Below are 26232 nucleotides of genomic sequence, written 5' to 3' on the forward strand. Positions count from 1 at the left end.
GCTACCAGTCTCCTCATGTTCGTCCTCAGACCCTACCAGACAGACGCGGTCAACGCCGTGATCAACCACTTTCGCAAGCACCCGGACCCCGCCGTGGTGGTGTTGCCCACCGGCGCCGGCAAGAGCCTGGTGATCGCCGAATTGGCCCGCAAGGCCCGTGGCCGGGTGCTGGTGCTGGCCCACGTCAAGGAGCTGGTGGAGCAGAACCACGCCAAGTACGAGGCCTGGGGACTCAAGGCCGACGTCTTCGCCGCCGGATTGGCTCGCAAGGAGGCCAGCGCCCAGGTGGTGTTCGGCTCGGTGCAGTCGGTGGCCCGCAATCTGGATGCCTTCGACGGGGCTTTTTCCCTGCTCATCATCGACGAGTGCCACCGGGTCTCGCTCGATGACGACAGCCAATACCATCAGGTGATCGAGCATCTCAAGGCCGCCAATCCGGCCCTCAAGATCCTCGGGCTCACCGCCACCCCCTATCGGCTGGGGCTGGGCTGGATCTACCGGCGCCACTACCACGGCATGGTCAAGAGCCACGGCGAGCGGCTCTTTGGTGACTGCGTGTTCGAACTGCCCCTGCGCTTCATGGTCAAAAACGGCTACCTGACCCCGCCGCGCCTGGTGGACGCCCCCATCGTCCACTACGACTTCAGCAAGCTGGTGCCGCGGGAGAACGGCCTGTTCAGCGAGGCGCAGCTCAACGGCGAGATCAAGCGCCAGGAGCGGGTCACCCCCCATATCCTGAGCCAGGTGCTGGAGTATGCGGCCGACCGGCAGGGGGTGATGATCTTCGCCGCCACCGTCGAGCATGCCCGGGAAATTCATGGCCTGCTCGGTGCCAGAGGCCAGCAGGCCGCCCTCGTCACCGGCGAGACGCCGGGACCGGAGCGCGACGCTCTAATCAGTGCCTTCAAGGCGCGCGAGCTCAAGTTTCTGGTCAACGTAGCGGTGCTCACCACCGGTTTTGATGCCCCCCACGTCGACCTCATCGTGATGCTGCGTCCCACCGAATCGGTGTCGCTCTATCAGCAGATTGTGGGACGGGGCCTGCGCCTCTCACCCGGCAAGAGCGATTGCCTGGTGCTCGACTACGCAGGCAACAACTTCAACCTGTTTGCCCCCGAAGTGGGGGAGCCCAGGCCCCACGCCGGCACCGAGCCGGTTCAGGTGCCCTGCCCCGCCTGCGGCTTTGCCAACACCTTCTGGGGCAAGACCGACGAGGAAGGCAAGGTGATCGAGCACTATGGCCGCCGCTGTCAGGGACTGTTTGAAGATGACGAGGGCAACCGCGAGGAGTGCGACTACCGCTTTCGCGCCAAGATCTGCCCCGGTTGCGGCGCTGAAAACGACATCGCCGCCCGTCGCTGCCAACGCTGTGACCAGCTGCTGGTGGACCCTGACGACAAGCTCAAGGAGGCTCTCAATCTCAAGGACTGCATGGTGATCCGCTGCGCCGGTTTGACCCTGAGCCCTGGGCGCGGCAAGCAGGGGGAGCGGCTGGAGGTGACCTACCACGACGAGAATGGCCTGACCCTGACGGAGTACTTCCCCTTTCACTCCCGGGGTGCACAGCGCTTGTTTCAACAACGCTTTGTGCGTCATCATTGGCCCGCCCCGGGCCTGGAGCCCGAATTCACGACCCTGGCGAGCGTGATGCTCGCGGCAGACCAGTTCCGTCACCCGGATTTCGTCATCGCCCGCAAGTCGGGACGCTTCTGGCAGGTGAAGGAAAAAATATTCGATTACGAGGGGCGTTACCGGACTGCCAACGCCCCGGCCTGACCCCATGGCAGGCGATACCCGGCAGTCACCCGGTTTGATTATCGGGGCGGTTTCTGATGCCGCCCTTTCGTTCAGTTAGAGGATCCTATGCAGCGGCTGTTGATTGGTTTTTGTGCTCTCTTTTCTCTGGCGGTCCACGCCGCCCCGCTGACCCCGCCCAAGGGGGGCCAGTACGCCGTCATCGTACAGGGCAACAACGGGGTGGAATTTGCCCGTCACGCCGATGACATGATAGCCCCCGCCTCCACCATGAAGGTGTTGACCGCGCTCGCCGCCCGCCTCGAACTCGGCGCCGACTTCCGCTTCGCCACCGACATCCAGGCCCAGCCCGGCGCCAAACAGGGCACCACCATCAACGGCGACATCTGGATCAACTTCGTGGGCGACCCGACCCTGTCGCGCATGGATCTGGTTGCCCTGTTCAAACAGTTGGGCGTCACCCGCATTCAGGGCAACGTCTATGTCAACACCGGTGCCTACAACGGTTATGAGCGTGGCAACGGCTGGTCCTGGGGGGATCAGACCCTCTGTTTCGCCGCTCCCGTCTCCTCGGTCATCATCGACAAGAACTGCGCCTACGGCACCATCACCGCCACCCAGATTGGCAAGCCTGCGGTGGGCAACGTGGCCACCGGCGTGCCCATCGGCATCGGCGCCGACAACGTGGAGGTGATGAGCTATGGCGACATGGCGCGTCAGTTCTGCGCCCTGGAAGTAGACATGGCCAAGGGCAACTTCTACGAGCTCAAGGGCTGCATCACCCCGAACAAGGAGCCACAAGGGCTGCGCTTTGCCATCCATGACGTGGAGGCCTGGGGCTGGGACAACATCCGCTGGGCCATGAACCGCGCCGGGATCAGCCACGACGGCCTGCTGCGGGTCACCCATCAGGCCCCAGTCGGTGCCCAGACCCTGGCGACCCACTACTCTGTCTCCCTGCCGGTGATGCTCGCCAAGATGTTGAAAAAGTCCGACAACCTCTACGCCGATACCTTCCTCAAAACCGTGGGGCGTCACTACTACAACAAGCCGGGCAGCTATCGCAGCGGCACCATGGCGGTGCGCGCCATCCTGACCAAGCACGGCATTGACCTTGGCAACGCCACCCTGGCCGACGGCTCCGGCCTCTCCGCCCACAATCTCATCAGCGCGCGCCAGATGTTGTCGGTGCTTAACTTCATCCAGAAGAACGATGCCGAGCTCGACTTCATCAAGCTGCTGCCAAGCTCCCAGGTGGACGGCACCCTGGCCTGGCGACGCAGCGTCACCGCTCCCATGATGAAGAACAAGGTGCACGCCAAGACCGGTACCATCACAGGTACGTCGAACCTCGCCGGTTTCATCGACACCGCCGGTGGCCAGCGCAAGGCCTTCGTGATGTTCCAGCGCGGTCTCTCCCAGGATCCGGCGACCCACGAGCGCTACCGCGCCAGCAAGGCGCCCTGGCCCTGGACCGTCTTCGAAAAAGGCGTGCTGGAGAGCATCTACCAGCAGCAACCCATCCAGATCGTCGAGCAGTGAGACAGACGGGCTGCCTTGCCGGCAAGGCGGCCCGATTCCCCGGCCTTGGGGCGAAACAGGGGCGCTGGCGCCGTCATCAGCAGCGGGCGCAATCGGAGATGGCGAACGTAAGCATCGCTATTTTCAGCTTTGACTGACAGGGCGCCACGGCTATGCTGTGCCCAGCCTCATCTCAATGGCCTTCTTCAACGGCTTGTTTAATGGAGAGAAAAGATGTTTGTAGAGATTTTTGGTCGTCCCGGTTGCCCCTATTGCGTGCGTGCCAAGCAGATTGCCGAGCAACTGACCGAGGAGCGCGATGACTTCGAGTTCCGCTACGTGGATATCAACGTGGCCGGGCTGACCAAGGACGATCTCGCCGCCAAGGCGGGCAAGCCGGTCACCACTGTGCCGCAGATCTTCCTGGATGAGCAGCACATCGGCGGCTGCACCGATTTTGAGGCCTATGCCAGAGCCAATCTGGGTCTGTAAGCCCCGACACCATGAAAAAAGGCGCCTCTGGCGCCTTTTTTCATGTCGCCAAGCCTGCCTCAGGCCACCGGCGTGAAGCGGCTCACCACCTGCCCCTGATGTTCAATCCACTCCATGAACATGGCGACGGGGCGGGCATAGACCTGACCATCCTGTTCGGATTGATAGATCACCAGCTGCTCCTGGGTTTCGGTGTGCAAAGCCAGGGCCAGAACCTGGTAATAGCCCCCCTTGAAATGGCGGTAGCGACCGGTGGCGGGTGCCTGCATGAGTGAACCTCGAGAGCGGGAAGATGAGCCCCCGTGCCTGCGTGCTCCCCTGGCAGACCGACGGGTCGGGGCCTTTTTTACCCCAGCCAATCGTGCCAGATGGGGGAGATATTTCAATACACTCATGTTGCTTTATGAATCTGCCCCTCATCTTTCACTAATCTACCAAAGAGAGGCAAACGATCATGCCGAATTTAACATTTCAACAACCCTATTTCAGGGGTAAATATCAGGGATTTATTCCATAAATTAGATTGTTCTAGCATTCAATTCTGTGAAGAATAGGGGCAGAGAAATTTGATACTAAAAACAGCTTTTCTGCCAACGCGCCCCACGGGGAAGGAATCACGCTCACCATGTTCACTATCGACAAGTCGCACAAGCTCGACGATGTCTGCTATGACATCCGCGGCCCGGTGCACAAAGAAGCTCGCCGTCTCGAAGACGAAGGTCACCGCATCATCAAGCTCAACATCGGCAATCCGGCCCCGTTTGGCTTCGAAGCACCGGAGGAGATCATCAAGGATGTGATCCTCAACATGCCCCAGAGCCAGGGCTACTGCGACTCCAAGGGGCTCTTCTCGGCCCGCAAGGCGGTGATGCAGTATTACCAGCAAAAAGGGATGCGCAAGGTCGACATCGACGACATCTACATCGGCAATGGCGCCAGCGAGCTCATCGTGATGGCGATGCAGGCGCTGCTCAACAACGGCGACGAGATGCTGGTGCCCTCCCCCGACTACCCGCTCTGGACCGCGGCCGTCACCCTCTCCGGCGGCCATGCGGTGCACTACCGCTGTGACGAAGGGGCTGACTGGTATCCGGATCTCGACGACATCCGCGCCCGCATCACCCCGCGTACCCGCGGCCTGGTGCTGATCAACCCCAACAACCCGACCGGTGCCGTCTACGGCAGCGAGTTTTTGCTTGAAGTGATCGAGATCGCCCGCCAGCACAACCTCATCATTTTCGCCGACGAAATTTACGACAAGATCCTCTACGACGACATCTCCCACACCAGCGTCTGCACCCTATGCGACGATGTGATGGTGGTGACCTTCAACGGCCTCTCCAAGGCCTACCGCGCCTGTGGCTTCCGCCAGGGCTGGATGGTCATCACCGGTCCCAAGGGGCGTGCCAAGGGTTATATCGAGGGGCTGGAGATGCTGGCCTCCATGCGGCTGTGTGCCAACGTGCCCATGCAGCACGCCATCCAGACCGCCCTTGGGGGCTACCAGAGCATCAACGAGCTGATCCTGCCGGGGGGCCGCCTGCGTCGCCAGCGGGACAAGGCCTGGGAGCTTTTGAACGAGATCCCCGGTGTCTCCTGCGTCAAGCCCAAGGGGGCGCTCTACATGTTCCCGCGCCTCGACCCCAAGGTGTATGACATTCGCGATGACCAGAAGATGGTGTTCGACCTGCTGCAGCAGGAGAAGCTCCTGCTGGTGCAAGGCACCGGCTTCAACTGGCCGGCACCGGATCACTTCCGCCTGGTGTTCCTGCCCCGGGAAGAGGAGCTGGAAGAGGCCATCGGTCGCCTCGCCCGCTTCCTCAAGGGCTACAAGCAGTAAGCAAGGCTCATGAAAAAGGCTCCCGCGGGAGCCTTTTTGTTGTCTGTCGTTTTCTATTCGCGCCATCAGCCGTGGAGCAAGGCCCCGGCCACCAGCACCGCCATGGTGATGAGGGCCACCCCGATGATGAAGGGCAGCACCCAGCGCACGAAGCGATCGTAGGGGATCCTGGCGAGCGCCAGCCCCGCCACCAGGTGAGCGGCGGTGGGGGCGAACAGGTTGATCCAGCCGGAGGCGGACTGATAGGCGGTGATCACCAGATCCCGCGAGATGCCGGAGAAGTCCGCCAGCGGCCCCATCAACGGCATGGAGACGGTCGCGAGCCCCGAGGTGGAGGGAATGAAGAAGCTCAGGATGATGTGCACCAGATAGGCCATCAGGATGAAGACCGACGACGACAGCCCGCTCACCAGTCCCTCGGCCCAGTGCAGTATGGTGTCGATGATGACGCCGTGCTCCATCACCACATAGATGCCGCGCGCCACCGCTACCACCAGGGCAACCCCGATGAGATCCCGCGCCCCGTTCAGGAAGGTCGCCACGTAGTTGGACTCCGGCATCCGGTTGATGAGGGCAATCAGGATGGAGGCGCTGAAGAAGAGGGTGGAGAGCTCGTCGAACCACCAGCCCAGGGTGGGCAGCAGATCGATGCCCAGATCGGACCAGGGCACCACCGCATAGATCATCAGCAGGAAGGTGCCGAAGAAGACCAGCATGGTGAGCTTCTGCTTGCCGCTGAAGGCGAGGTTGCCGCTCTTCATCTGGGAGAACTCGTCGTCATAAACGATGTCGGCCAGCACGGAGCGGGACTTGTCCTGCTGCACCTGCCTGGCGTAGCGCATCACGAACCAGGAGGCGAAGATCACCAGCAGCAGCCACTGGATGACCCGCAGGCCAATCCCCTCACCGATGGGAATGCCGGCAAAACCGGAGGCGATGCCGGTAGCAAACGGGTTGACGGTGGAGGCGAGCACCCCGACCCCGGAGCCAAGCAGGATAATCCCCGCCGCCACCATACGATCAAAGCCCGCCGCCATCATCACCGGCACGATGAGAGCCCAGAAGGCCACAGTCTCCTCCGCCATGCCGAAGGTGGAGCCACCAAGAGCAAACAGGGCAATCAGCACCGGGAGCTCGCGCCCGGCAAAGGTACGCACTATGGCCCCGACCCCGGCATCCAGCGCCCCGCTCTGCATGGTCACCGCCAGAAAGCCGCCGATGATGAGCACGAACAGTGCCACGTCCGCCGCCTTGTGAAAGCCCTGGATGGGCGCCTTGAGCACATCGAATACCCCCTGGGGTTGGGAGGGGAGCTCGGTGTAACTGCCGGGTACCGGCAGCAATCGCTCGTCACCGCTGTAGTCGGCCACGGCCGCCGCCGCAACCGGCTGCTGGGTCTTGGCCGTCACATAGTTGTATTTGCCCGCCGGCAGCACCCAGGTGAGGGCCGCCATCAGGGCGATGATGATGAAAAGCAGGGTATAAACCGTGGGGAGCTGGCGCTTCTTGGGCGCCTCATGGGTTGTGGTCATGACTTTCGTACCTCGGCGGTGCCGTCTGTGATCCGGACAGCGCAAGCCTAGCGGGTTTGTTCGGGGAAAAAGGTGATCGCGGATAATAAACCTGAGGCAACAGGTTGAGTCTGCTGCAAAAAAACAGGGCCCCGCAGGGCCCTGTCTGTGCTGACGACCGACTTACAGCTCGATCACGTCGAATTGCACGTCCGGATTCACGTCCGCATCGTAGTCCACCTCGTCCAGACCGAAACCGAACAGGCGCAGGAACTCCTGCTTGTAGCCGGTGTAGTCGGTCAGTTCACTGAGGTTCTCGGTGGTGATGGAGGGCCAGAGATCACGGCAGGTCTGCTGCACGTCTTCACGCAGTTCCCAGTCATCCATGCGGATGCGGGCCTGCTCGTCCAGCGCCATGTCGGCGCCGTACAGGCGGGTGCGCATCATGCGGTCCACCTGCTCCATGCAACCCTCGTGGATGCCCTTCTCCTTCATGATCTTGAAGGCCATGGAGATGTAGAGCGGCATCACGGGAATGGCAGAGGAGGCCTGGGTCACCACGGATTTGAGCACGGCCACGTGGGCGGTCCCCCCCTTGGCAGCCAGATCGCCACGGATGGCGGTGGCGGCGCGGTCCAGATCTTCCTTGGCGCGCCCCAGGGTACCATGCCAGTAGATGGGCCAGGTCAGGTCGGTACCGATGTAGGAGTAGGCCACGGACTTGGCGCCGTCAGCCAGCACACCCGCATCGCGCAGAGCCGCCATCCACAGTTCCCAGTCCTGGCCGCCCATGACGGTGATGGTGCTCTGGATCTCTTCCTCATTCGCCGGCTCGACGGTGGCGGTGATGATCTGATCCTTGTTGGTGTCGATGGCGGTGGAGGTGTAGACCTCGCCGATGGGTTTGAGGGCGGAGCGCACCACTTCGCCGGTGTCCGGCAGCTTGCGCACCGGAGAGGCCAGGGAGTAGACCACCAGATCGATTTGACCCAGATCCTGCTTGATGAGCTCGATCACCTTGGCACGGCACTCGTGGGAGAAGGCATCGCCATTGATGCTCTTGGCGTAGAGGCCGGCCTCTTTGGCGGCCTTGTCGAAGGCGGCGGAGTTGTACCAGCCGGCGGAGCCCGTCTTGGTCTCGGAGCTCGGCTTTTCGAAGAAGACACCGATGGTGGCAGCTCCGCTGCCGAAGGCTGCGGCAATGCGGGAAGCCAGACCATAGCCGGTGGAAGCGCCGATCACCAGCACCTTCTTGGGGCCATTCTCGATGGCGCCCTTGGCTTGGGTGTAAGCGATCTGGCGACGAACATTGGCTTCACAACCGACCGGGTGGGTGGTGGTGCAGATAAAGCCGCGAACCTTGGGTTTGATGATCATGTGTTGTCTCTTATCCGTTTGATGGATGAAATCGGGGCATAAGATACCTCATTGCGGCCCGTTATGGTGCTCTGATGTGTTGAACTGCGGGGAAACAGGCAGGGATCCGTCGCTTTGTGCCGCCATGGCACACCCATTGCGCAGGAGATCTCCCCGCCATGGACCAGAGAGAGGCAACGTGAGGACCGGAATGTCACACCCGGAACGAGGCCGTTGTCTGACCTTGCGCCATGTACTAGTGTGCAAGGAAGAGGATTCAAGGAGGAGTCTATGTCACGCATGCTGGTCATCTCTCTCGCCTGCCTGGGGCTTGCCACCGTCCCCGTTGTCCAGGCGGCTGTCTATCAATGCGCCCGCGATGGGCAGATCACCTTCAGCGACATCCCCTGCAGCAGCGACGCCAAACCCATGGCACTCAATGTCTATACCCCCTCCCCCGAGGCGGTGGAGCAGGCGGCCAACCAGACCCGGGAGATAGAGCAGAGCCTGGCGAACGGCCAGAAACAACGCCAGGCCGAGGCGCTGCGCACCGAGATCGAGGCCAAAAAGCAGAAGATGAACAACGAGATGACCCAGATCACGGAGAACAAGGCAAGATCCCGCAATGTCTCGGCAGAGATGCAGTCGGTCACTACCCGATATCAGAAAGAGATTGAGTCCCTGAACCAGAAACTCTCTACCTTGCAGGCAAAATAAACACTCCCTGTTTCGGGACAAAAAATATACCGAAGCGGCAATGTCGTCACGGGTTCACACATGCCGCATATCCAAAAGCTCACACCCTTGGCCGTTTATTTCTCACACCAGAGAGTCAGATAGCGGCTATTTCCAGATCCCCGCCTCCACCTATTTCACTGTGCCCATATAAGACTCATTGAATCCCCACATAGGCCACATGGCGCGCCACTGGGTTCATATGAAGGCGATATATAGAATAGTCAGTGCCAAAAGAGGCGCCTTCATGCCAATATTCCCTGGGGCCCAAAGCGGTCCACGAGATAAATAACCTTGGTACGAGACCCTACAATTAAGAAGCCATTTATCAACATTGAAAAATAAAAAGTTAATTTGAGTTCGATGACGACTCATCAGGACGCAATGCTATTGTTAATTTACTCAGATTTGGTCGTTATCTCATTCAAGGGTCTCATGGAGGAGCGCTGTCATGTTCTGGAATCAAAAAGCAAGCAAGGAAGCCAGTGAGCAAGCGGCAAGGGTGGTGGAGCTGGGGGCATTTGAACAGGCTATCCAGTTGCAGGTCCCCTTCGTCCAGTTCACCCCGGCGGGAGTGGTCACCTTCGCCAACGAACTGTTTCTCAAGATCGTGGGATTTGAGCGTGACGAGGTGATTGGCAAGCATCACAGCACCCTCTGCTTCCCCGACGACGTCAATACCCGGGATTACGAGACCTTGTGGCAGGATCTGCGCCACGGCGTCTCCCGCAGCGGCCGCTTCATTCGCCAGTCGAAATCCGGCAAGGCCGTGTGGCTGGAGGCGACCTATTTCCCCATCGTGATCGACGGCAAGGTGGTGCGGATCGCCAAGGTTGCCTCCGACGTGACCCAGCAGCAATCCACTCTGGAGCGCACCCAGGCCCTGCTGGCAGCCCTGGACAAGTCCCTGGCGGTCATTGATTTCCAACCCGATGGCACCGTCATCACCGCCAACCAGAATTTCCTCAACTGCTTTGGCTATCGGCTGGAAGAGGTGGTCGGCAAGCATCATCACCTCTTCTGTGACAGCGAGTTCTACCAGAACAACCCCAATTTCTGGCAGGATCTCGGCTCGGGTGACATCAAATCAGGGCTTTTCATGCGCCTGGGTCACCGGGGGGAGAAGATCTGGCTGGAGGCCACCTACAACCCCATCTTCAACCACGAGGGCAAGGTGGTCAAAATCATCAAGCTGGCGAGCGACATCACCGAGCGGGTTGAGAAATCCATCTCCACCCGGGAAGCGGCCCAGAAGGCGTGTGCCATCGCCAGCGAAACCGTCGCGAGCGCCGCCAGGGGACGGGAGGTCATCGACAGGGTGCTCGACACCTCCTCTCACATCAACACCTCGGTCAATGCGGTCAGCAAGCAGATAGAGCAGCTCAACCAGCAATCCAGGAGCATCGAATCCATCATCTCCACCATCAGCGGCATCGCGGATCAGACCAACCTGCTGGCCCTCAACGCCGCCATCGAGGCGGCCCGCGCCGGGGAACAGGGACGGGGATTCGCGGTCGTGGCCGACGAGGTGAGGCAACTGGCGGCGCGCACTTCCAGCTCCACCAGCGAGATCGTCACCGTCATCAAGCACAACTCGGAGATCACCTCCCAGATCACCCAGACCGTCTCCGTCGTCTCCGACAAGGCGGTGGCAGGTCAGGAGCAGGCCACCATCATCGCCGATGTCATCAAGGAGATCATCGAGGACGCCAACTCGGTGTCGGACACCGTCAAGAGCCTCTCCATCTGAGCAACAGCTGCCAATGACAACGGGGGGTCCAGGCCCCCCGTTGTCATTGCTGTCCGCCCACCCGAAACCCGCTCAGCCATCCCCCAGGAGATAGTGTCTGGCTTCCTCGTCCGCCAGCGCGAGGGCGATGTCCCATAGCGCGGCGATGCAGAGCCCCTCCTCCCCCACAGCCTCCTCTTCCAGCGCCTCCAGGGCTCTGGCATCGGCCAGGGTAAAGGGGGGATGGCTCAACAGGCTTTTGGCAGCGGCCAGCAAGTGCATGTCGCTCATCGGTCGGCTCCTTCTTCGACAGCGTGTTTCCCTGCCCAGACTGTAGCCCAATGGCGGCGACTCATCCCCCGGTGGCGACTGCCTGCGCACGCTTCCTGCCGGACGGCAGCTGGCCCACCCCGATGCCGACCAGCACGGCGGCGCAGGCCACCCATTGCAGGGCCGTGAGCGTCTCTCCCAGCAGCAGATAGGCGAGCAGCAGGGTAAAGACCGGTATGAGGTTCACATAGGCCGCCGCCAGGGTCACCTTCACCTGGGTCACCGACCAGTTGTAGAGCAGGTAGGCACCCAGGGTCACGAAGGCGCCGAGGAAAAGGATGACCCCCATGTCCTGCCAGGCCCAGCTCGCGGGCCAGGGCGCACTGAAGGCAAAGGGCGCGAAGAAGAGCATGCCGACGAAGGCCTGCAACGCCGTCAGTGTCATCACGCCGTAGCGGCTGGAGAGCTTCTTGAATACCACAGAATAGGTGGCGGCGCAGAGCATGGCGCCCATCTCCAGGCTGTTGCCGAGCAGGGCGTTGGGAGCGAACTCGTCGGCGCCCTCCCCCAACCCCAGCAGGGCGATGCCAACGATGGCGATGGCAAAGCCCAGCAGTTGGCGGCGACTCACCCGCTCTCCAAGCAGGACGAAGGCCACCAGGGCCACCATCAGGGGAAGCAGGGCACAGACCATGCCAGCCTGGCCAGCACTGGTGTAACGCAGGGCGTTGACTTCCAGAAGGAAGTAGAGGCAGGGCTCAAGCGCCCCCATCAGGGCCAACCAGCGCCAATCCCCCTTCTGGTAAGTGACGCGACCAAGCTGGCGGTAGCAGAGCAGCCAGCAACAGGACGCCACCCCCATCCGCATGAAGAGCACCTGACCGAAGGACCAGATTTCCAGCACATGTTTGAGGGCGATGAAGGAGCTGGACCAGAGCAGCATGGCCAGAGTCAGCGTCAGGACGGGTAAAAGGCGCACAATGCCTCCATGAATTGGGCATCCGAATAATAACCATACGGCCTTGCGGTTGTCTAAAGGCACCTAACATCAGATAATACGGCCGCCTTCATACCGGATAACCCATCGTCAATGACTGAGTACCTGCTTTTACTGGTCGGCACCGTGCTGATCAACAACTTCGTGCTGGTGAAGTTCCTCGGCCTTTGCCCCTTCATGGGTGTCTCCGGCAAGCTGGAAACCGCCATCGGCATGGGTCTGGCCACCACCTTCGTCATGACGCTGGCCAGCGCCTGCTCCTATCTGATGGAGCACTACATCCTGATCCCGCTGGAGATCGCCTACCTGCGCACCCTGGGCTTCATTCTGGTGATCGCCGTGGTGGTCCAGTTCACCGAGATGGTGATCCGCAAGAGCAGCCCGACCCTCTATCGCCTGCTCGGCATCTTCCTGCCGCTCATCACCACCAACTGTGCCGTGCTCGGCGTGGCGCTGCTCAGCATCAACGAGCGCCACAACTTCATCCAGAGCATCATCTACGGCTTCGGGGCCGCCGTCGGCTTCTCCCTGGTGCTGATCCTTTTTGCCGCCATGCGTGAGCGGCTGGTGGCCGCCGACGTGCCGGCACCGTTTCGTGGCGTCTCCATCGCCATGGTCACCGCTGGCCTGATGTCGCTGGCCTTCATGGGCTTTACCGGCCTCATCAAGATATAACGCTATGATTCACATACTCTTTGCCATTCTGGTGCTGGCCCTGCTTGCCCTGGCCTTCGGCATCATTCTCGGCTTTGCCGCCGTCAAGTTTCATGTGCAGGCCGATCCCATCGTCGATCAGCTCGATGCCCTGTTGCCCCAGACCCAGTGCGGCCAGTGCGGTTACCCGGGCTGCAAACCCTACGCCGAAGCCCTGGCCAATGGCGACAAGATCAACAAGTGCGTGCCCGGTGGCGACGCCACCATGCGCAAGATTGCCGACCTGATGGGGGTCGAGCCCCAGTCTCTGGACGGCGGTGAAGACGCGGCAATCCCCGTCAAGAAGGTGGCCTTCATTCACGAAGACATGTGTATCGGTTGCACCAAGTGCATCCAGGCCTGTCCGGTCGACGCCATCCTGGGTGCCACCAAGGCGATGCACACCGTCATCGCGGCCGAGTGCACCGGGTGCGATCTCTGCGTCGACCCCTGCCCGACCGACTGTATCGAAATGATCCCGGTGCCGACCACGGTCGACAACTGGAAATGGGATCTGGCCAAGGTCGCCATTCCGGTCAAGATAGTGGAATAAACAGCGGAGTAACCATGCAGCATCTGCTCGAACGCATCAAAGCCGGCACTCTGTGGGATTTTCACGGCGGCATCCATCCTCCCGAGAACAAGCACCAGTCCAGCCTGACCCCCGTCGTTGACGCGGGCCTTCCCCCCCAGCTCATCATTCCGGTGCGCCAGCACGCGGGTCCGGCCGGCGAACTGCTGGTGCGGGTGGGGGACAAGGTCAAGAAGGGGCAACCCCTCACCCGTTTTGACAAGGGGCGCATCGTGCCGGTGCACGCTTCCACCTCGGGCACCATCACCGCCATCGAGCAGCACACGGTGGCGCACCCCTCCGGTCTTGACGATCTCTGCATCCTCCTCACCCCGGACGGAGACGATGCCTGGGGCGAGCGCACACCCCAGCCTGACTACTGGAACCTGGAGCGGGGGGCGTTGCTCGAGCGCATCCAGCAGGCCGGTATCGCCGGGCTCGGCGGCGCCGTCTTCCCGACCCACAGCAAGCTCGACGGCCGTGGCCAGCTCACCGAGATCCTCATCGTCAACGGGCTGGAGTGCGAACCCTACATCACCACGGATGACAGGTTGATGCAGGAGTACGCCGACGAGATCATGGACGGCATCCGGGTACTCAAGCACCTGCTCAAGCCCAAGCTCACCCTGATCGGGGTGGAAGACAACAAACCGGCGGCCATCGAGGCCCTGACCCGCCATGCCAGCGACGCCGACGTGCTGGTCAAGTCGGTACCGACCAAGTACCCCTCCGGCGGCGCCAAACAGACCATCGAGCTGCTCACCGGACGCCAGGTGCCCAAGGGAGGCCGGGCGGTGGACATGGGCATCATGGTGCTCAACGTCGCCACCGTCTTTGCCATCAAGCGCGCCATCATCGATGGGGAGCCGCTCATCGAGCGCATCGTCACCCTCACCGGCGACGCCTTCAAGAAACCCGGCAATGCCTGGGTGCGTCTGGGCACGCCGGTACGCTGGCTGCTCCAGCGTTTCGAGCTGCAACCGGAGGCGGATCAGCGGGTCATCATGGGGGGCCCCATGATGGGCTTCACCCTGCCCCACGCCATGGTCCCCGTGGTCAAGGCCACCAACTGCCTGCTCTCCCCCACCCGCGCCGAGCTGCCGCCCCCCGGCCCGGAACAGGCCTGCATCCGTTGCAGTGCCTGCGCCGATGCCTGCCCCGCCACCCTGCTGCCCCAGGAGCTTTACTGGTACAGCCGGGTCAAGGAGTACGACAAGGCCGAGAAGCTCAACCTCTTTGACTGTATCGAGTGCGGCGCCTGTGCCTGGGTCTGCCCGAGCGAAATCCCCCTGGTGCAGTACTACAAGATCGCCAAGGATGACATCCGCGAGGCCCGTGCCGAGGCCGAGAAGGCCGAACGTGCCAAGCAGCGCTTCGAGGCCAAGCAGGCTCGCTTCGAGCGTGAGAAGGCGGCCCGCGAAGCCCGCCACGCCGAGGCCGCAGCCCAGCGTCGCCAGGCCATGACGACGGCCGGGGGCGAAGATCCGGTCGCCGCCGCCCTGGCCCGTATCAAGGCCAAACAGGAGACGGCCCAGGTGGCCGTGAGTGAACCCGCACCGGACAACGAGGCCATGATTGCCGCCCGTGAGGCGCGCAAGCAGGAGGCCATCGCCCGTCGTGCCGCCAAGGCCGCCAATGGCGAGGGCAATGAACTGACTGACACCCCGGCACCTGGGGAGCAACCTCCCAAGGCAGAGCTGGATCCCAAGAAGGCCGCCATCGCCGCTGCCCTGGCACGGGCCAAGGCCAAGAAGGCTGCCCAGGCGCAAGGTGATGGGCCGGTGGTCGCGGATAAAACATCCGTGAACACAAGCGATAACGCCGTTGAGGCCCCGGCCGCCGCATCCGAGCCCGCCGCCGAGGTGGACCCCAAGAAGGCGGCCATTGCCGCCGCCATCGCCCGGGCCAAGGCCAAGAAGGCTGCTCAGGCGCAAGGTGACGGGCCTGTGGTCGCGGGTGAGACATCTGTGAACACAACCGATAACGCCGTTGAGGCCCCGGCCGCCGCATCCGAGCCCGCCGCAGAGGTGGACCCCAAGAAGGCGGCCATTGCTGCCGCCATCGCCCGAGCCAAGGCCAAGAAAGCCGCCCAGGCCCAAGGTGACGCACCGCTGGACGCAGGTGGCATCTCCGCAAACACAAGCGATACCGCCACCGCCGAGGCCCCTGCCGCCGCATCCGAGCCCGCCGCCGAGGTGGATCCCAAGAAGGCGGCCATTGCCGCCGCCATCGCCCGGGCCAAGGCCAAGAAAGCCGCCCAGGCCCAAGGTGACGCACCGCTGGACGCGGATAAGACATCCGTGAACACAACCGATAACGCCATTGAGACCCCGGCTGCCGCATCCGAGCCCGCCGCCGAGGTGGACCCCAAGAAGGCGGCCATCGCCGCCGCCATCGCCCGGGCCAAGGCCAAGAAGGCTGCTCAGGCGCAAGGTGATGGGCCGGTGGTCGCGGGTGAGACATCCGTGAACACAACCGATAACGCCGTTGAGGCCCCTGCCGCCGCATCCGGGCCCGCCGCCGAGGTGGACCCCAAGAAAGCGGCCATTGCCGCCGCCATCGCCCGGGCCAAAGCCAAGAAGCTGGCGGCCGAGGCTGCCTCCTCCCCTTCGACCGACAAGAGCCACTGATCCATGTTCAATATCGCGAGTGCGCCCTTTGCCCACAACCGCAAACAGACCCAGACCCTGATGGTGCTGGTGATCCTGGCCTGCCTGCCCGGCTTCCTGGCACAGACCTGGTTCTTCGGCTGGGGGACCCTGATCCAGATCCTGCTGGCGCTGGTCACGGCCCTGGGTTCGGAGGCCCTGGTCCTTCGCCTGCGCGGCCGCCCCGTCAAACCGGCCCTGCTGGATGGCAGCGCGGCGCTCACCGCCGTGCTCATCGGTCTCTCCCTGCCCCCCCTGCTGCCCTGGTGGATGCTGGTGCTGGGCACGGCGTTCGCCATCATCATCGCCAAGCATCTCTATGGCGGGCTCGGTCAGAACCTGTTCAATCCTGCCATGGTGGCCTATGTGCTGCTGCTGGTCTCCTTCCCGGTCCAGATGACCAGCTGGCTGCCCCCCTCCAGCATCGCCGCCTACGACATCGGCTTCGCCGATGCGGCCTCGGTGATCTTCACCGGCTTCAGCCTCGACGGCTACAGCATGCTGCAGCTCAAGCAGGGGGTGGATGGCCTGACCATGGCCACGCCGCTGGATACCTTAAAGACCGGGCTGACCCAGGGGCTGACCGCCACCGAAGTGATGACCCACAAGGTCTTCGAGGGCTGGGGTGGCATCGGCTGGAGCTGGGTCAACCTCGGCTACCTGCTGGGAGGCCTCTTCCTGCTCCAGCAGAAAGTGATCAACTGGCGCATTCCGACTGCCGTGCTGGGCGCATTGCTGCTCGCTGCCACCCTGGGCTATCTGGCCACCCCGGATGCCACCGCCACCCCCATGCTGCACCTGTTCAGCGGTGCCACCATGCTCGGGGCCTTCTTCATCGCCACCGATCCGGTGAGTGCCAGCACCACCGCAAAGGGGCGCCTCGTCTACGGTGTGCTCATCGGCGTGCTGGTCTATGTCATCCGCCGTTTTGGCGGCTATCCGGATGCCTTCGCCTTCGCCGTGTTGCTGGCCAACCTGTGCGTTCCCCTGATTGACAGTCTGACCCGCCCCAAGGTCTATGGAGCCCGTCGCAAATGAACCCACATCTGAATTGCCGCAGACGCGAGACAGGGAGCCTCCCATGTTGAAAAGCATGCGCAAGAATGGCCTGACCCTGGCCCTCTTTGCCCTCGGCTGCACCGCCATGGTGGTGCTGACCAACGAACTGACCCGGGATCGCATCGCCCACCAGCAAGAGCTGGAGAAGCTGCGCACCCTGCAGGCCCTGCTGCCCGAGGGGAGTTATGACAATGATCTGGTGGCCAGTTGCAAGCTGGTCAGCAGCCGGGAATACCTGGGCAGCAATGAGCCCATGCCCCTCTATACCGCCACCCTCAAGGGGGTGCATACCGGCTACGCGCTGGAAACCGTGGCCCCCGATGGTTACAGTGGAGCCATTCGCATGGTGGTCGGCACCGATGCAAAGGGGGCCGTCAGCGCGGTCAGGGTGCTGGCCCACAAGGAAACCCCGGGGCTTGGTGACAAGATAGAGCTGAAGAAATCCAGCTGGATCGACAGCTTCACCGGCAAGTCCCTCACGGCCGACAACGACGCCACCTGGGCGGTGAAGAAGGATGGCGGCGAATTCGACGCCTTCACCGGAGCCACCATCACCCCGCGGGCCGTGGTCAAGGCGGTGAAAAATTTGCTGAGGCTGCAACAGGAGCACCCCGAACTGCTGCACGATGCCCCCTCCTGCCATACCAACCCCTAACGCCGGAGCACACGCAATGGAACAAGTCGACGTGATTGACACGGCCAGCCAACCCGCCGGGGAAAGTGGCCGCCGCGAAGAGCTCAAGGAGCTGATGCTGCAGGGACTGTGGAAGAACAACCCCTCCCTGGTGCAGGTGCTGGGGCTCTGCCCCACCCTGGCGGTCTCCTCCACCTTCACCAACGCGCTGGGGCTCGGCCTTGCCACCATGGCGGTGCTGGTCAGCTCCAACCTCGCCATCTCGCTGGTGCGCAACTGGGTGCCCAAGGATATTCGCATCCCGGTCTACGTGATGATCATCGCGGCGCTGGTGACCAGCGTGCAGTTGCTGATGAACGCCTACACCTACGGCCTCTATCAGGCGCTCGGCATCTTCATCGCCCTCATCGTCACCAACTGCGTCATCATCGGCCGGGCCGAGGCGTATGCCTCCAAGAACCCGCCGCTGCTGGCGGCCCTCGACGGCTTCATGATGGGGCTGGGCTTTACTCTGGTGCTGCTGGTGCTGGGTGGGCTGCGCGAGATCATCGGCATGGGCACCCTGTTTGACGGTGCCGAGCTGCTGCTAGGTGACTGGGCCAAGTCATTGCGCGTCGAGCTGTTCCACGCCGACGCCAGCCTGCTGCTGGCGATCCTGCCCCCCGGCGGCTTCATCGGCCTCGGTTTGATGATCGCCGGCAAAAACGCCATCAACGACTGGATGGGCCGCAAGCAGAGTGCCGAGAAGGCCCACTGCACCGTGCCGGCGGCGGGCGCCCGCACTACCCAGCTCTGAGACAAGAGAGAGCCATGAACAACCAGAAACGCAGGCTGATCCTGGAGCGGTTGCGCGATGACAACCCCCATCCCACCACAGAGCTCAACTTCACCACGCCCTTCGAGCTGCTCATCGCCGTGCTGCTTTCGGCCCAGGCCACCGATGTCAGCGTCAACAAGGCCACCGACAAGCTCTATCCGGTGGCCAACACCCCCCAGGCCATGCTGGATCTGGGGGTGGACGGGGTCAAGGAGTACATCAAGACCATTGGCCTCTTCAACACCAAGGCCGAGAACGTCATCAAGACCTGCGCCATTTTGCTGGAGCGCCACGGCGGCGAGGTGCCGGAGAATCGCGAGGCCCTCGAGGCCCTGCCCGGCGTCGGCCGCAAGACGGCCAACGTGGTGCTCAACACCGCCTTCGGCTGGCCCACCATCGCCGTCGACACCCATATCTTCCGGGTCTCCAACCGCACCGGCTTTGCCGTGGGCAAGAACGTCGATCAGGTGGAGGAGAAGCTGCTCAAGGTGGTCCCCGCCGAGTTCAAGCTGGACGTGCATCACTGGCTCATCCTGCACGGACGTTACACCTGTCTCGCCCGCAAGCCCCGCTGCGGCTCCTGCATCATCGAAGATTTATGCGAATACAAAGAGAAGGTCTATCCCGAGAGTTGATCTGCAGGCCTCTGCGGATCCGGTCTCGGGCCATGGATTCAAGGCAGTACCAATCCACCAACCCGGAGAATTGAGCAATGAGAATTCTGCATACCATGTTGCGCGTCGGCGATCTGCAACGTTCCATCGACTTCTACACCCGAGTGCTGGGCATGACACTGCTGCGCAAGAGCGAGAACAGCGAATACAAGTACACCCTGGCCTTCGTCGGCTACGGCGACGAGAAGGATGAAGCCGTCATCGAGCTCACCTACAACTGGGGGGTGAGCGAGTACGAGCTCGGTTCCGCCTATGGTCACATCGCCCTGGAAGCGGACGACATCTATGCCACCTGCGAGGCGCTGCGCGCCGCCGGCGCCAAGCTCACCCGCGAACCGGGCCCGGTGAAGGGCGGCACCACCGTCATCGCCTTCGTGGAAGACCCGGACGGTTACAAGATTGAGCTGATTGCCAAGAAAGACGCCGGTACCGGCCTGGGCGCCTGAGCCCACGCCGCCTGGCGGTGAGAAAAACAACGGGGCCCAGGGCCCCGTTTTCATTGCCTGCAGCCACCGTCAGGCCAGGCGGAAGCGCCCCATGCTCTGGCGCAGACCCGCCGCCAGCTGGCTCAGCTCCAGACAGGCTTTGGCGGTGTGATCCGCGCAGGTCGCGACCTCGTTGGAGGAGTCGTTGATGCGCGCCACGTTGCGGCCCAGCTCATTGGAGACCGCATCCTGCTCGCCACAGGCACTGGCAATCTGGATCGCCATGTCGGCTATCTGGGCCACCGCCTCTTCAATCTGACGAATGCCCGCACTGGTGCGCTCACTCTGGCTCACGCACTGGCGGATCATCTCGCAACTCTGGCCGGTCACCGACTTCGCCCGGTTGGCACGAGCCTGCAGGGTCTCGATGATGGCGACGATTTCGCCGGTGGAGGCCTGGGTACGCCCCGCCAGGGTGCGCACCTCGTCGGCCACCACCGCAAAGCCGCGCCCCTGCTCACCGGCACGGGCCGCCTCGATGGCGGCATTGAGTGCCAGCAGGTTGGTCTGGTCGGCAATGCCGCGAATGACATCCACCACCAGGTTGATCTGGGCGGACTCTTTCTCCAGTTCACTCACCAGGTTGCCCGCCTGCTCCATCTCACCGGCCACCCGGGTGATGGCATCCAGGGCCCCCTGCACATCCTGACTGCCGCGACGAGCCAGGGCATTGGCGGAGCTTGCCGACTCCGAGGCCACCTCGGTGTTGCCCGCCACATCCGCTACCGTCGCCTTCATCTGGGCCATGGCGGTGGCGACCTGGGCTATCTCCTGCTGCTGGCTCTGGATCCCCTGGGATGATTGCTCGGAGACCGCGCTCACCTCCTCGATGGCGGCTCCCAGCTGGGTCACGGCGGCGGCCACCTCCTCGATGAGCCCACGCAGGTTGTCCTGCATCTTGAGGGAGGCGCTGGCCAGCATCCCCAGTTCGTCCTGCCCGATGTGCTGGCGATCCAGCCGATGGGTCAGATCCCCCAGGGCGATGGCATTGGCCTGGGCCACCACGGCTTGCAGGGGCAGGCAGATCTGGCGGGTGAGGAACCAGGTCATGACCCCCATGAAGATCAGCAGGGTCGCGATGCTCACCACGGCAAAGGTCATCACCATGGTGACGCTGCCAAGCAGGCTGCCACGGTTCTCTTCCACAAAGCCAAGATTCACCTTCACCAGGGCACGCACCGCCAGCTCCAGCTCGGTGTAGAGCCCATTCGAGCGAAACAGCGCCTCCCTGGCCTCATCCCTGCTGCCCTGGAACAACAGGGCATCCACCTGGTTGACGGCCCCCAGATATTGCAGCCACTGCTGCTTGACGCGGTTGAAGGCCTGGCGTTCATGCTCGGCCCCCACGGTCGCCTCGTAGGCATCCATGACCTGCTGCACCTTGCCCAGGCTCTCCTGGATGCGGGCGCGGCGAACCTGCCTGTCGACGGCATCTTCCACCATTAGCAGGGCAAACTGGGCACGGCGCACATAGGAGACGTCGTAGAGCAGGTTGTCCACCGAGAGCACGCTTGGCAGGGTGGAGTCGGTGAAGTTCAATACCCGATCCCGAATGTCCCGCAGTTCGGTGGCGAGAAACAGGCCGAAGACGACGTTGATGACGGCAATGACCGCAAAGACGGCGGCAATCTTCTTGCCGATGGAGAGATGCTTGTAAGACATGTTGGCTGGTGATCCTCGACTGCAGATGTGCAGTGACACAATGATCACATCCGTGTAAGCGGTGACCCGAGACTCCTGACGGGAAATGACGATGGGAGCGAAGAGAGGGGATCCCTTGCTTCCCGCTCGCCCCACGCCGGGCCTTGTGCCCGCCACGAGGCTGCCAGCACAGTAGCGACCAGCTCGACGCAAAACTTGAGCCGATTGCCACAATCGGTCCGCCGTCATGGACAAAGCAGGGGCCAGGTTATGTAATGGCCGCTCGTCTCTCCCCATTCCTGTCTTCAGAGGCCCCATGGACAACGTATCGACCCTCTCCCCTTCCTGGTCTGTCCAACTGCGCGAGCAGATAGCGGATCGCCCCCTCATCGCCCTGGGGCTGCTGCTCGCCCTGGTCGCCGTGCTGCTGCTCCTGGTGCAGAGTCTCGTCATGCTGGCCGCAGGAGAGATCACGCCCGGGGTACGCTATGGCCTCATCGGCGGCGCTGCGGGTTTTGCCGCCACGGCGCTGGGCGCCCTGCCTGCCCTGTTCCTGCGCGCCGTTCCCCAACGGGTGGAAGATGCCATGCTGGGGTTCGCCGCCGGCATGATGCTGGCGGCGAGCGCCTTCTCCCTACTGCTGCCGGGGCTCGAGGCCGCCGAGGGGATCACGGATGACGGCTTCCTCGCCGCCGCCGTGGTGGTGGCCGGCATGACCCTCGGGGTGCTGCTGATGCTGGGACTGGATCAATTCACCCCTCACGAACACGACAAGACCGGCCCCTGTGGTCCCGGCCATGAGAGCTGCTCACGGGTCTGGCTGTTCGTCTTCGCCATCGCCCTGCACAACCTGCCCGAAGGCATGGCCATCGGGGTCAGCTTCTCCCAGGGGGACATGACGGTGGGACTGCCCCTCACGACCGCCATTGCCCTGCAGGACATTCCCGAAGGGCTGGCGGTGGCGCTGGCCATGTGCGCAGCCGGTTTTCGCCCGCCGGTGGCCGTGCTGGTCGCCATCGGCAGCGGCCTGCTGGAACCGCTCGGCGCCCTGCTCGGGGTCGGACTCGCCAGCGGCATGGCCATCGCCTACCCCATCGGCCTCGGGCTCGCGGCCGGTGCCATGCTGTTTGTTGTCTCCCACGAGGTGATCCCGGAAACCCATCGCAACGGCCACCAGACCCACGCCACCCTGGGCCTGATGGCAGGCTTCGCCCTGATGATGACCCTCGACACCGCACTCGGCTGATCACCCCCCTCAAGCCCCGTGCGCCCGGTGACGACAGCGCGAACCCCTTGAAATAAGAGGGGGAAATCGCCTAATGTTGAGCACCCGGCGCCCTTTGACTGGTTGATGTACGGCGCCTGAATCCCATCGGAAGCCTGCCCGGATGACCCCCAGGATAATCCTGCTGCTGTGTCTGCTTGTCCTCACCGCCAGGACCATTGGCGCCACCGAGGTCTTTCATACGGCCGCGCAGCAGGCGTCGTCCCCCAAGTACGTGACGCTCCCCGACGGGCATGTCGGCGGGATCTGCGTCGATCTCTTCCGGCTCATGGAAGCGAGGGAGCCTGCCCTTCGCATTGAGGGAGATCAGCGCTTCCTGCCGCTGCGACGGCTGGAAAAGAAGGTGCAGCACGGCCAGCTGGACTTCATCTGCGGCGTGGGAGAGAGCCCGGCCAGGCGGGATCACTTTATCGTCCTGACCCCCGCCATCTTCACGGTGCGCTACCACCTGGCGGTGCGCCATGACGATCCCGTCGAGATACGCAGCTGGCAGGATGTCAGGGCCCTCGGCCAGGGGGGCATCATCCTCATCAACCATGGCAGCGGTGCTATCGCCCGGCTCCAGGACATCGGCGGCCTCATCATCGACAGCGGCGGGATCAGCAACCAGGCCAACTACGAGAAGTTGTTGATGAAGCGCGGCCGTTTCGTCTACTACCGCTCCCCGGGGTTTGAGTCCGACTTGCGCGAACAGGGGCTGGCCGACAAGATCCGCATCCTCCCCACCGTGATGGAAGAGACTCCCTTCTACATCCTGTTCCATCGCCACAGTGCCCCAGAGCGCCTGACCCTGTTCGCCAACACCCTGCAACGGCTCGCAGACAGTGGTGAACTGGCCGCCCTGGCCAGACGCTACCCCTGACCCCCCATCCGCGCCATCGCAATGCTCGGCGCCACCGCCAAGTTTTGCTATCATCCACGCCAACTTTTTCGGCCCAGCGGCCATCGAGACGAGGTAGATGATGAAAGTAGGTATTATCGGCGCCATGGAGCAGGAAGTGGCCCTGCTGCGCAGCCAGCTGAGCGAGCCCACCACCCTGCAACTGGGCGGCTGCGAGTTCTATCAGGGCAAGCTGGCCGGTAAAGAGGTGATCCTGACCCGCTCCGGCATCGGCAAGGTCGCCGCCAGCGTCGCCACCAGCCTGCTGCTGGAGAAGTTTGCTCCCGATTGCGTCATCAACACCGGTTCCGCCGGCGGCTTCGCCCAGGATCTGCACATCGGTGACGTGGTCATCGCGAGCGAGATGCGCTTCCACGACGTGGACGTGACCGCCTTCGGTTACGAGATGGGCCAGATGGCCCAGCAGCCCGCCGCCTTCCCCTGCGACGAAAAACTCATCGCCCTGGCACAGACCTGCATTGCCGAGCAAGGCAAGCACCAGACCAAGGTCGGGCTCATCTGCACCGGCGATCAGTTCATGTGCAAGCCGGACGCCATCGCGAAAGCCCGTGCCGACTTCCCGCAGATGCTGGCGGTGGAGATGGAAGGTGCCGCCATCGGCCAGGTGTGCCACATGTTCAAGGTGCCCTATCTGGTGGTACGGGCCATGTCGGACATCGCCGGCAAGGAGCAGGTGGAATCCTTCGATGCCTTCATCGAGGTGGCGGGCCAACACTCCGCCGAAGTGATCATCGCGCTGCTCGGCAAGCTGTGATCGACGCCCCCTCCTGGGATGCTCTGATGACCGCCCTCGCCTCCACGACGGCGGCCATCATGGTGGGGGCCGCCCTGCTGGAGGCCCTGCTGCCCTGGCCCGTACGCTTTAGACCCGGCGCAGCCGTGCCTCTGCTCACCCGCCTCGGCCAGAAGGTCTATCGCCCCGACGGCACACCGCGCCAGCAGAGCCAGGCCGGGCTCCTTGCCCTGCTGGTGGTCTGGGTGCCCTGCGCTGCCGGTCTCTGGGCGGTGCGCAATCTCTCCCTGTCCGAGCCCCTGTTCGACCTCCTGTTCCTGCTGCTGATGCTCGAATCCCGCCCCTTGCGGGAACTCGCCCAGGGGAGCCGCGCCCTGGCGACCCAGGAGACGCTGGTCGTGGCGAGGCTGCAGGTCGCCCCCTGGCTCAAGCGGGAGACCGGCAAGCTCTCGGTGATGGGGTTGAACAAGGCGGTGAGCGAGACCTGCGTGCTGCGCCTCGTCGGTCAGTGGGCCGCCCCCCTGCTGGGTTTTGCTCTGGCCGGGGTACAGGGTGCCCTGCTGGTGCGGCTCGCCCAGTTGACCCATCTGGCGTGGAACCCCAAGCAGAACGCGTTCGTCCACTTCGGCCGCCCGGCTGCGGCGCTCTATCAGGGTTTCTGCGCCCCCGCCATCCTGTTGCTGGCGCTCCCCCTGTGCCTGACCCAGATGCGCGGGCTGGGCAACAGAGTGCGGCCTGCGCTGCATTGGCCCCATCCCGCCATGGGGGTCCTGCTCGCGCTGCTGGCCCGGGCGACGGGCAGCCGACTCGGCGGCCCCCGCTACTATCAGGGCCAGCTGGTGCGCTTTCCGGTATTTGATGAAGGGAGCGAACCCGATGCCAACCTGCCCCTGCGCCTGCTGCAGCGTCTGCAACTGACCGGCTGGGGCTGGCTCGGGCTCTCGCTGCTCCTGACATGGATGGCGCTCAATCATGGCTGATCGCGTTTCCCTTCGTGCCCTGGGCCTGTTTGTCTGCCTGCTGGGCACCTCACTGTGCGCCATGGCCACCCCGCCGCTGCGCATCGTGAGCCTCACTCCCCATCTGACGGAACTGCTGTTCGATATCGGCGCCGGGGATCGCGTGGTCGCCACCGACGATGCCTCCGATTACCCCGCCGACGTGGCCAACCTCCCCAGGGTGGCCAACTATCGCAGCATCAACCTCGAGGCGCTGCTGGCCCAGAAGCCGGATCTGGTAGTGGCCTGGCGCTCCGCCCAGGCCCGCATGCTGGGCCCGGTCGAGCGCCTCGGCATTCCCGTCTTCTACTCGGAGCCCACCGACTTTGCCTCCCTGGCTACCGAGATGCGCAGCCTGGGGCACCTTCTCGGGCTCACGTCCAGGGCCGACGAGCAAGCCCGCGCCTATCTGACCCGGCTCGACGCCCTGGCGGCGCGCTACGGCGAGCCCAAGCCCCTGTCTGTCTTCTATCAGCTCTGGTACCCGCCGCTCACCAGCGTCAATAATTCGACCTGGCCGGGGCAGGCCATCACCCTCTGCGGCGGACGCAACATCATGGCGACGACGGGAGCAGCCTACCCCCAGGTCGGGCTGGAGCAGGTGATCAAGGCCAATCCCGGGCTCATCCTGGCTGGCGGCCGGGATCCTTCCGTGCTGGATCACTGGCGGCAGTGGCCCATGCTGGACGCCGTCAAACACCAGCGGCTCGCCCTTATCAACGCCGATGAACTGCACCGCTTCACCCCCCGCGCCCTCAACGCGGTGGAGCAGATATGCGAGGCGATCGCCGGGACTAGCACGCCAACTCCTTGATGGCGCCTGCGTCACGGCGATGCTCTCTCCCATATCGTGGGTTATGGCATAAAATATGCTTTTGAATCTAACA

General features: G+C 63.2%; 25 protein-coding genes and 1 pseudogene. 20 read left to right on the plus strand and 6 right to left on the minus strand.

What is annotated here, in order from left to right:
* The first annotated feature begins 15 nt into the window (after positions 1-15).
* The 3 genes from H7R73_RS14895 to H7R73_RS14905 all read left to right on the plus strand — a co-directional run bounded on the left by H7R73_RS14895 (position 16) and on the right by H7R73_RS14905 (position 3768).
* On the plus strand, positions 16-1776 hold the full coding sequence (locus tag H7R73_RS14895) for a DEAD/DEAH box helicase (RefSeq protein WP_103259891.1): 1761 nt from the start codon (positions 16-18) through the stop codon (positions 1774-1776).
* A gap of 87 nt (positions 1777-1863) precedes the next feature.
* Positions 1864-3297, plus strand: coding sequence for a D-alanyl-D-alanine carboxypeptidase/D-alanyl-D-alanine endopeptidase (dacB, locus tag H7R73_RS14900; protein ID WP_042017206.1), 1434 nt, complete (start codon positions 1864-1866; stop codon positions 3295-3297).
* 213 nt (positions 3298-3510) lie between these two features.
* Positions 3511-3768 carry a GrxA family glutaredoxin gene (locus tag H7R73_RS14905; RefSeq protein ID WP_010674029.1) on the plus strand — a complete coding sequence of 86 codons (258 nt, stop codon included), beginning with the start codon at positions 3511-3513 and terminating at the stop codon, positions 3766-3768.
* A 59-nt stretch (positions 3769-3827) separates the two neighbouring features.
* Here H7R73_RS14905 and H7R73_RS14910 read toward each other — a convergent pair whose 3' ends face one another.
* Positions 3828-4037, minus strand: a complete 210-nt coding sequence (locus tag H7R73_RS14910) for a DUF1653 domain-containing protein (protein ID WP_010674028.1) — start codon at positions 4035-4037, stop codon at positions 3828-3830.
* A 356-nt stretch (positions 4038-4393) separates the two neighbouring features.
* Here H7R73_RS14910 and H7R73_RS14915 point away from each other — a divergent pair, with 356 nt between their 5' ends.
* Positions 4394-5608 (plus strand): pyridoxal phosphate-dependent aminotransferase, encoded by a 1215-nt coding sequence (locus H7R73_RS14915; RefSeq protein WP_005302243.1) that lies wholly within the window; start codon positions 4394-4396, stop codon positions 5606-5608.
* Positions 5609-5673: 65 nt separating this feature from the next.
* On the opposite strand, the gene H7R73_RS14920 is transcribed toward H7R73_RS14915, so the two are convergent.
* Both H7R73_RS14920 and fabV read right to left on the minus strand, forming a co-directional pair.
* Complete coding sequence (locus H7R73_RS14920) at positions 5674-7140, minus strand: YfcC family protein (RefSeq protein WP_182951308.1); 1467 nt, start codon at positions 7138-7140, stop codon at positions 5674-5676.
* 162 nt (positions 7141-7302) lie between these two features.
* Positions 7303-8496 (minus strand): enoyl-ACP reductase FabV, encoded by a 1194-nt coding sequence (fabV, locus tag H7R73_RS14925; RefSeq protein WP_010674026.1) that lies wholly within the window; start codon positions 8494-8496, stop codon positions 7303-7305.
* Between the two features lie 270 nt (positions 8497-8766).
* On the opposite strand from fabV, the gene H7R73_RS14930 reads away from it, so the two are divergent.
* The 3 genes and pseudogenes from H7R73_RS14930 (at position 8767) to H7R73_RS24215 (ending at position 10960) form a co-directional block, all read left to right on the plus strand.
* Positions 8767-9192 carry a DUF4124 domain-containing protein gene (locus H7R73_RS14930; protein WP_039038680.1) on the plus strand — a complete coding sequence of 142 codons (426 nt, stop codon included), beginning with the start codon at positions 8767-8769 and terminating at the stop codon, positions 9190-9192.
* A gap of 469 nt (positions 9193-9661) precedes the next feature.
* Positions 9662-10420: pseudogene (locus H7R73_RS24210) on the plus strand (PAS domain-containing protein); the annotation flags it as partial.
* Between the two features lie 108 nt (positions 10421-10528).
* Positions 10529-10960 (plus strand): methyl-accepting chemotaxis protein, encoded by a 432-nt coding sequence (locus H7R73_RS24215; RefSeq protein ID WP_256094419.1) that lies wholly within the window; start codon positions 10529-10531, stop codon positions 10958-10960.
* A gap of 72 nt (positions 10961-11032) precedes the next feature.
* Here the strand turns inward: H7R73_RS24215 and H7R73_RS14940 are convergent, their stop codons facing one another.
* A complete protein-coding gene (locus tag H7R73_RS14940) occupies positions 11033-11230 on the minus strand; it encodes a hypothetical protein (protein ID WP_039038678.1) in 198 nt (65 codons plus the stop codon).
* Positions 11231-11291: 61 nt separating this feature from the next.
* The gene (locus tag H7R73_RS14945; protein ID WP_103259888.1) at positions 11292-12188 is read right to left on the minus strand and encodes a DMT family transporter; all 897 of its coding nucleotides are present in this window, start codon (positions 12186-12188) and stop codon (positions 11292-11294) included.
* 111 nt (positions 12189-12299) lie between these two features.
* Between H7R73_RS14945 and rsxA the strand changes: the two genes are divergently transcribed.
* The 8 genes from rsxA to gloA all read left to right on the plus strand — a co-directional run bounded on the left by rsxA (position 12300) and on the right by gloA (position 19748).
* Entirely contained in the window at positions 12300-12881 is a 582-nt protein-coding gene (gene rsxA / locus H7R73_RS14950) for an electron transport complex subunit RsxA (RefSeq protein WP_039038677.1), read from the plus strand.
* 4 nt (positions 12882-12885) lie between these two features.
* Complete coding sequence (gene rsxB, locus H7R73_RS14955; RefSeq protein WP_042017194.1) at positions 12886-13452, plus strand: electron transport complex subunit RsxB; 567 nt, start codon at positions 12886-12888, stop codon at positions 13450-13452.
* Positions 13453-13466: 14 nt separating this feature from the next.
* Positions 13467-16100, plus strand: a complete 2634-nt coding sequence (gene rsxC / locus H7R73_RS14960) for an electron transport complex subunit RsxC (protein ID WP_103259887.1) — start codon at positions 13467-13469, stop codon at positions 16098-16100.
* Positions 16101-16103: 3 nt separating this feature from the next.
* On the plus strand, positions 16104-17156 hold the full coding sequence (gene rsxD, locus H7R73_RS14965) for an electron transport complex subunit RsxD (RefSeq protein ID WP_010674314.1): 1053 nt from the start codon (positions 16104-16106) through the stop codon (positions 17154-17156).
* A 43-nt stretch (positions 17157-17199) separates the two neighbouring features.
* A complete protein-coding gene (gene rsxG, locus H7R73_RS14970) occupies positions 17200-17832 on the plus strand; it encodes an electron transport complex subunit RsxG (RefSeq protein ID WP_042015982.1) in 633 nt (210 codons plus the stop codon).
* 16 nt (positions 17833-17848) lie between these two features.
* Positions 17849-18607, plus strand: coding sequence for an electron transport complex subunit E (locus H7R73_RS14975; protein ID WP_103259886.1), 759 nt, complete (start codon positions 17849-17851; stop codon positions 18605-18607).
* A 14-nt stretch (positions 18608-18621) separates the two neighbouring features.
* Positions 18622-19263, plus strand: a complete 642-nt coding sequence (gene nth / locus H7R73_RS14980; RefSeq protein WP_005302279.1) for an endonuclease III — start codon at positions 18622-18624, stop codon at positions 19261-19263.
* A gap of 77 nt (positions 19264-19340) precedes the next feature.
* Positions 19341-19748 (plus strand): lactoylglutathione lyase, encoded by a 408-nt coding sequence (gene gloA / locus H7R73_RS14985; RefSeq protein WP_182951310.1) that lies wholly within the window; start codon positions 19341-19343, stop codon positions 19746-19748.
* A gap of 69 nt (positions 19749-19817) precedes the next feature.
* Here gloA and H7R73_RS14990 read toward each other — a convergent pair whose 3' ends face one another.
* A complete protein-coding gene (locus tag H7R73_RS14990; RefSeq protein ID WP_182951311.1) occupies positions 19818-21449 on the minus strand; it encodes a methyl-accepting chemotaxis protein in 1632 nt (543 codons plus the stop codon).
* A 295-nt stretch (positions 21450-21744) separates the two neighbouring features.
* Between H7R73_RS14990 and H7R73_RS14995 the strand changes: the two genes are divergently transcribed.
* From H7R73_RS14995 to H7R73_RS15015, 5 genes are all read left to right on the plus strand, one after another.
* Positions 21745-22674 carry a ZIP family metal transporter gene (locus tag H7R73_RS14995; protein ID WP_041215435.1) on the plus strand — a complete coding sequence of 310 codons (930 nt, stop codon included), beginning with the start codon at positions 21745-21747 and terminating at the stop codon, positions 22672-22674.
* A 142-nt stretch (positions 22675-22816) separates the two neighbouring features.
* A complete protein-coding gene (locus H7R73_RS15000; protein WP_039038670.1) occupies positions 22817-23575 on the plus strand; it encodes a substrate-binding periplasmic protein in 759 nt (252 codons plus the stop codon).
* Positions 23576-23675: 100 nt separating this feature from the next.
* Positions 23676-24368 carry a 5'-methylthioadenosine/S-adenosylhomocysteine nucleosidase gene (gene mtnN, locus H7R73_RS15005; protein WP_042015997.1) on the plus strand — a complete coding sequence of 231 codons (693 nt, stop codon included), beginning with the start codon at positions 23676-23678 and terminating at the stop codon, positions 24366-24368.
* A gap of 26 nt (positions 24369-24394) precedes the next feature.
* Positions 24395-25327 carry a cobalamin biosynthesis protein CobD/CbiB gene (locus H7R73_RS15010; RefSeq protein WP_103261110.1) on the plus strand — a complete coding sequence of 311 codons (933 nt, stop codon included), beginning with the start codon at positions 24395-24397 and terminating at the stop codon, positions 25325-25327.
* Positions 25320-26159, plus strand: a complete 840-nt coding sequence (locus H7R73_RS15015) for a cobalamin-binding protein (RefSeq protein ID WP_182951312.1) — start codon at positions 25320-25322, stop codon at positions 26157-26159. The genes H7R73_RS15010 and H7R73_RS15015 overlap by 8 nt, the downstream gene beginning before the upstream one ends.
* Positions 26160-26232 lie beyond the last annotated feature (73 nt).

This window comes from Aeromonas sp. WP2-W18-CRE-05, assembly GCF_014168615.1.
Taxonomy (GTDB): domain Bacteria; phylum Pseudomonadota; class Gammaproteobacteria; order Enterobacterales; family Aeromonadaceae; genus Aeromonas; species Aeromonas caviae.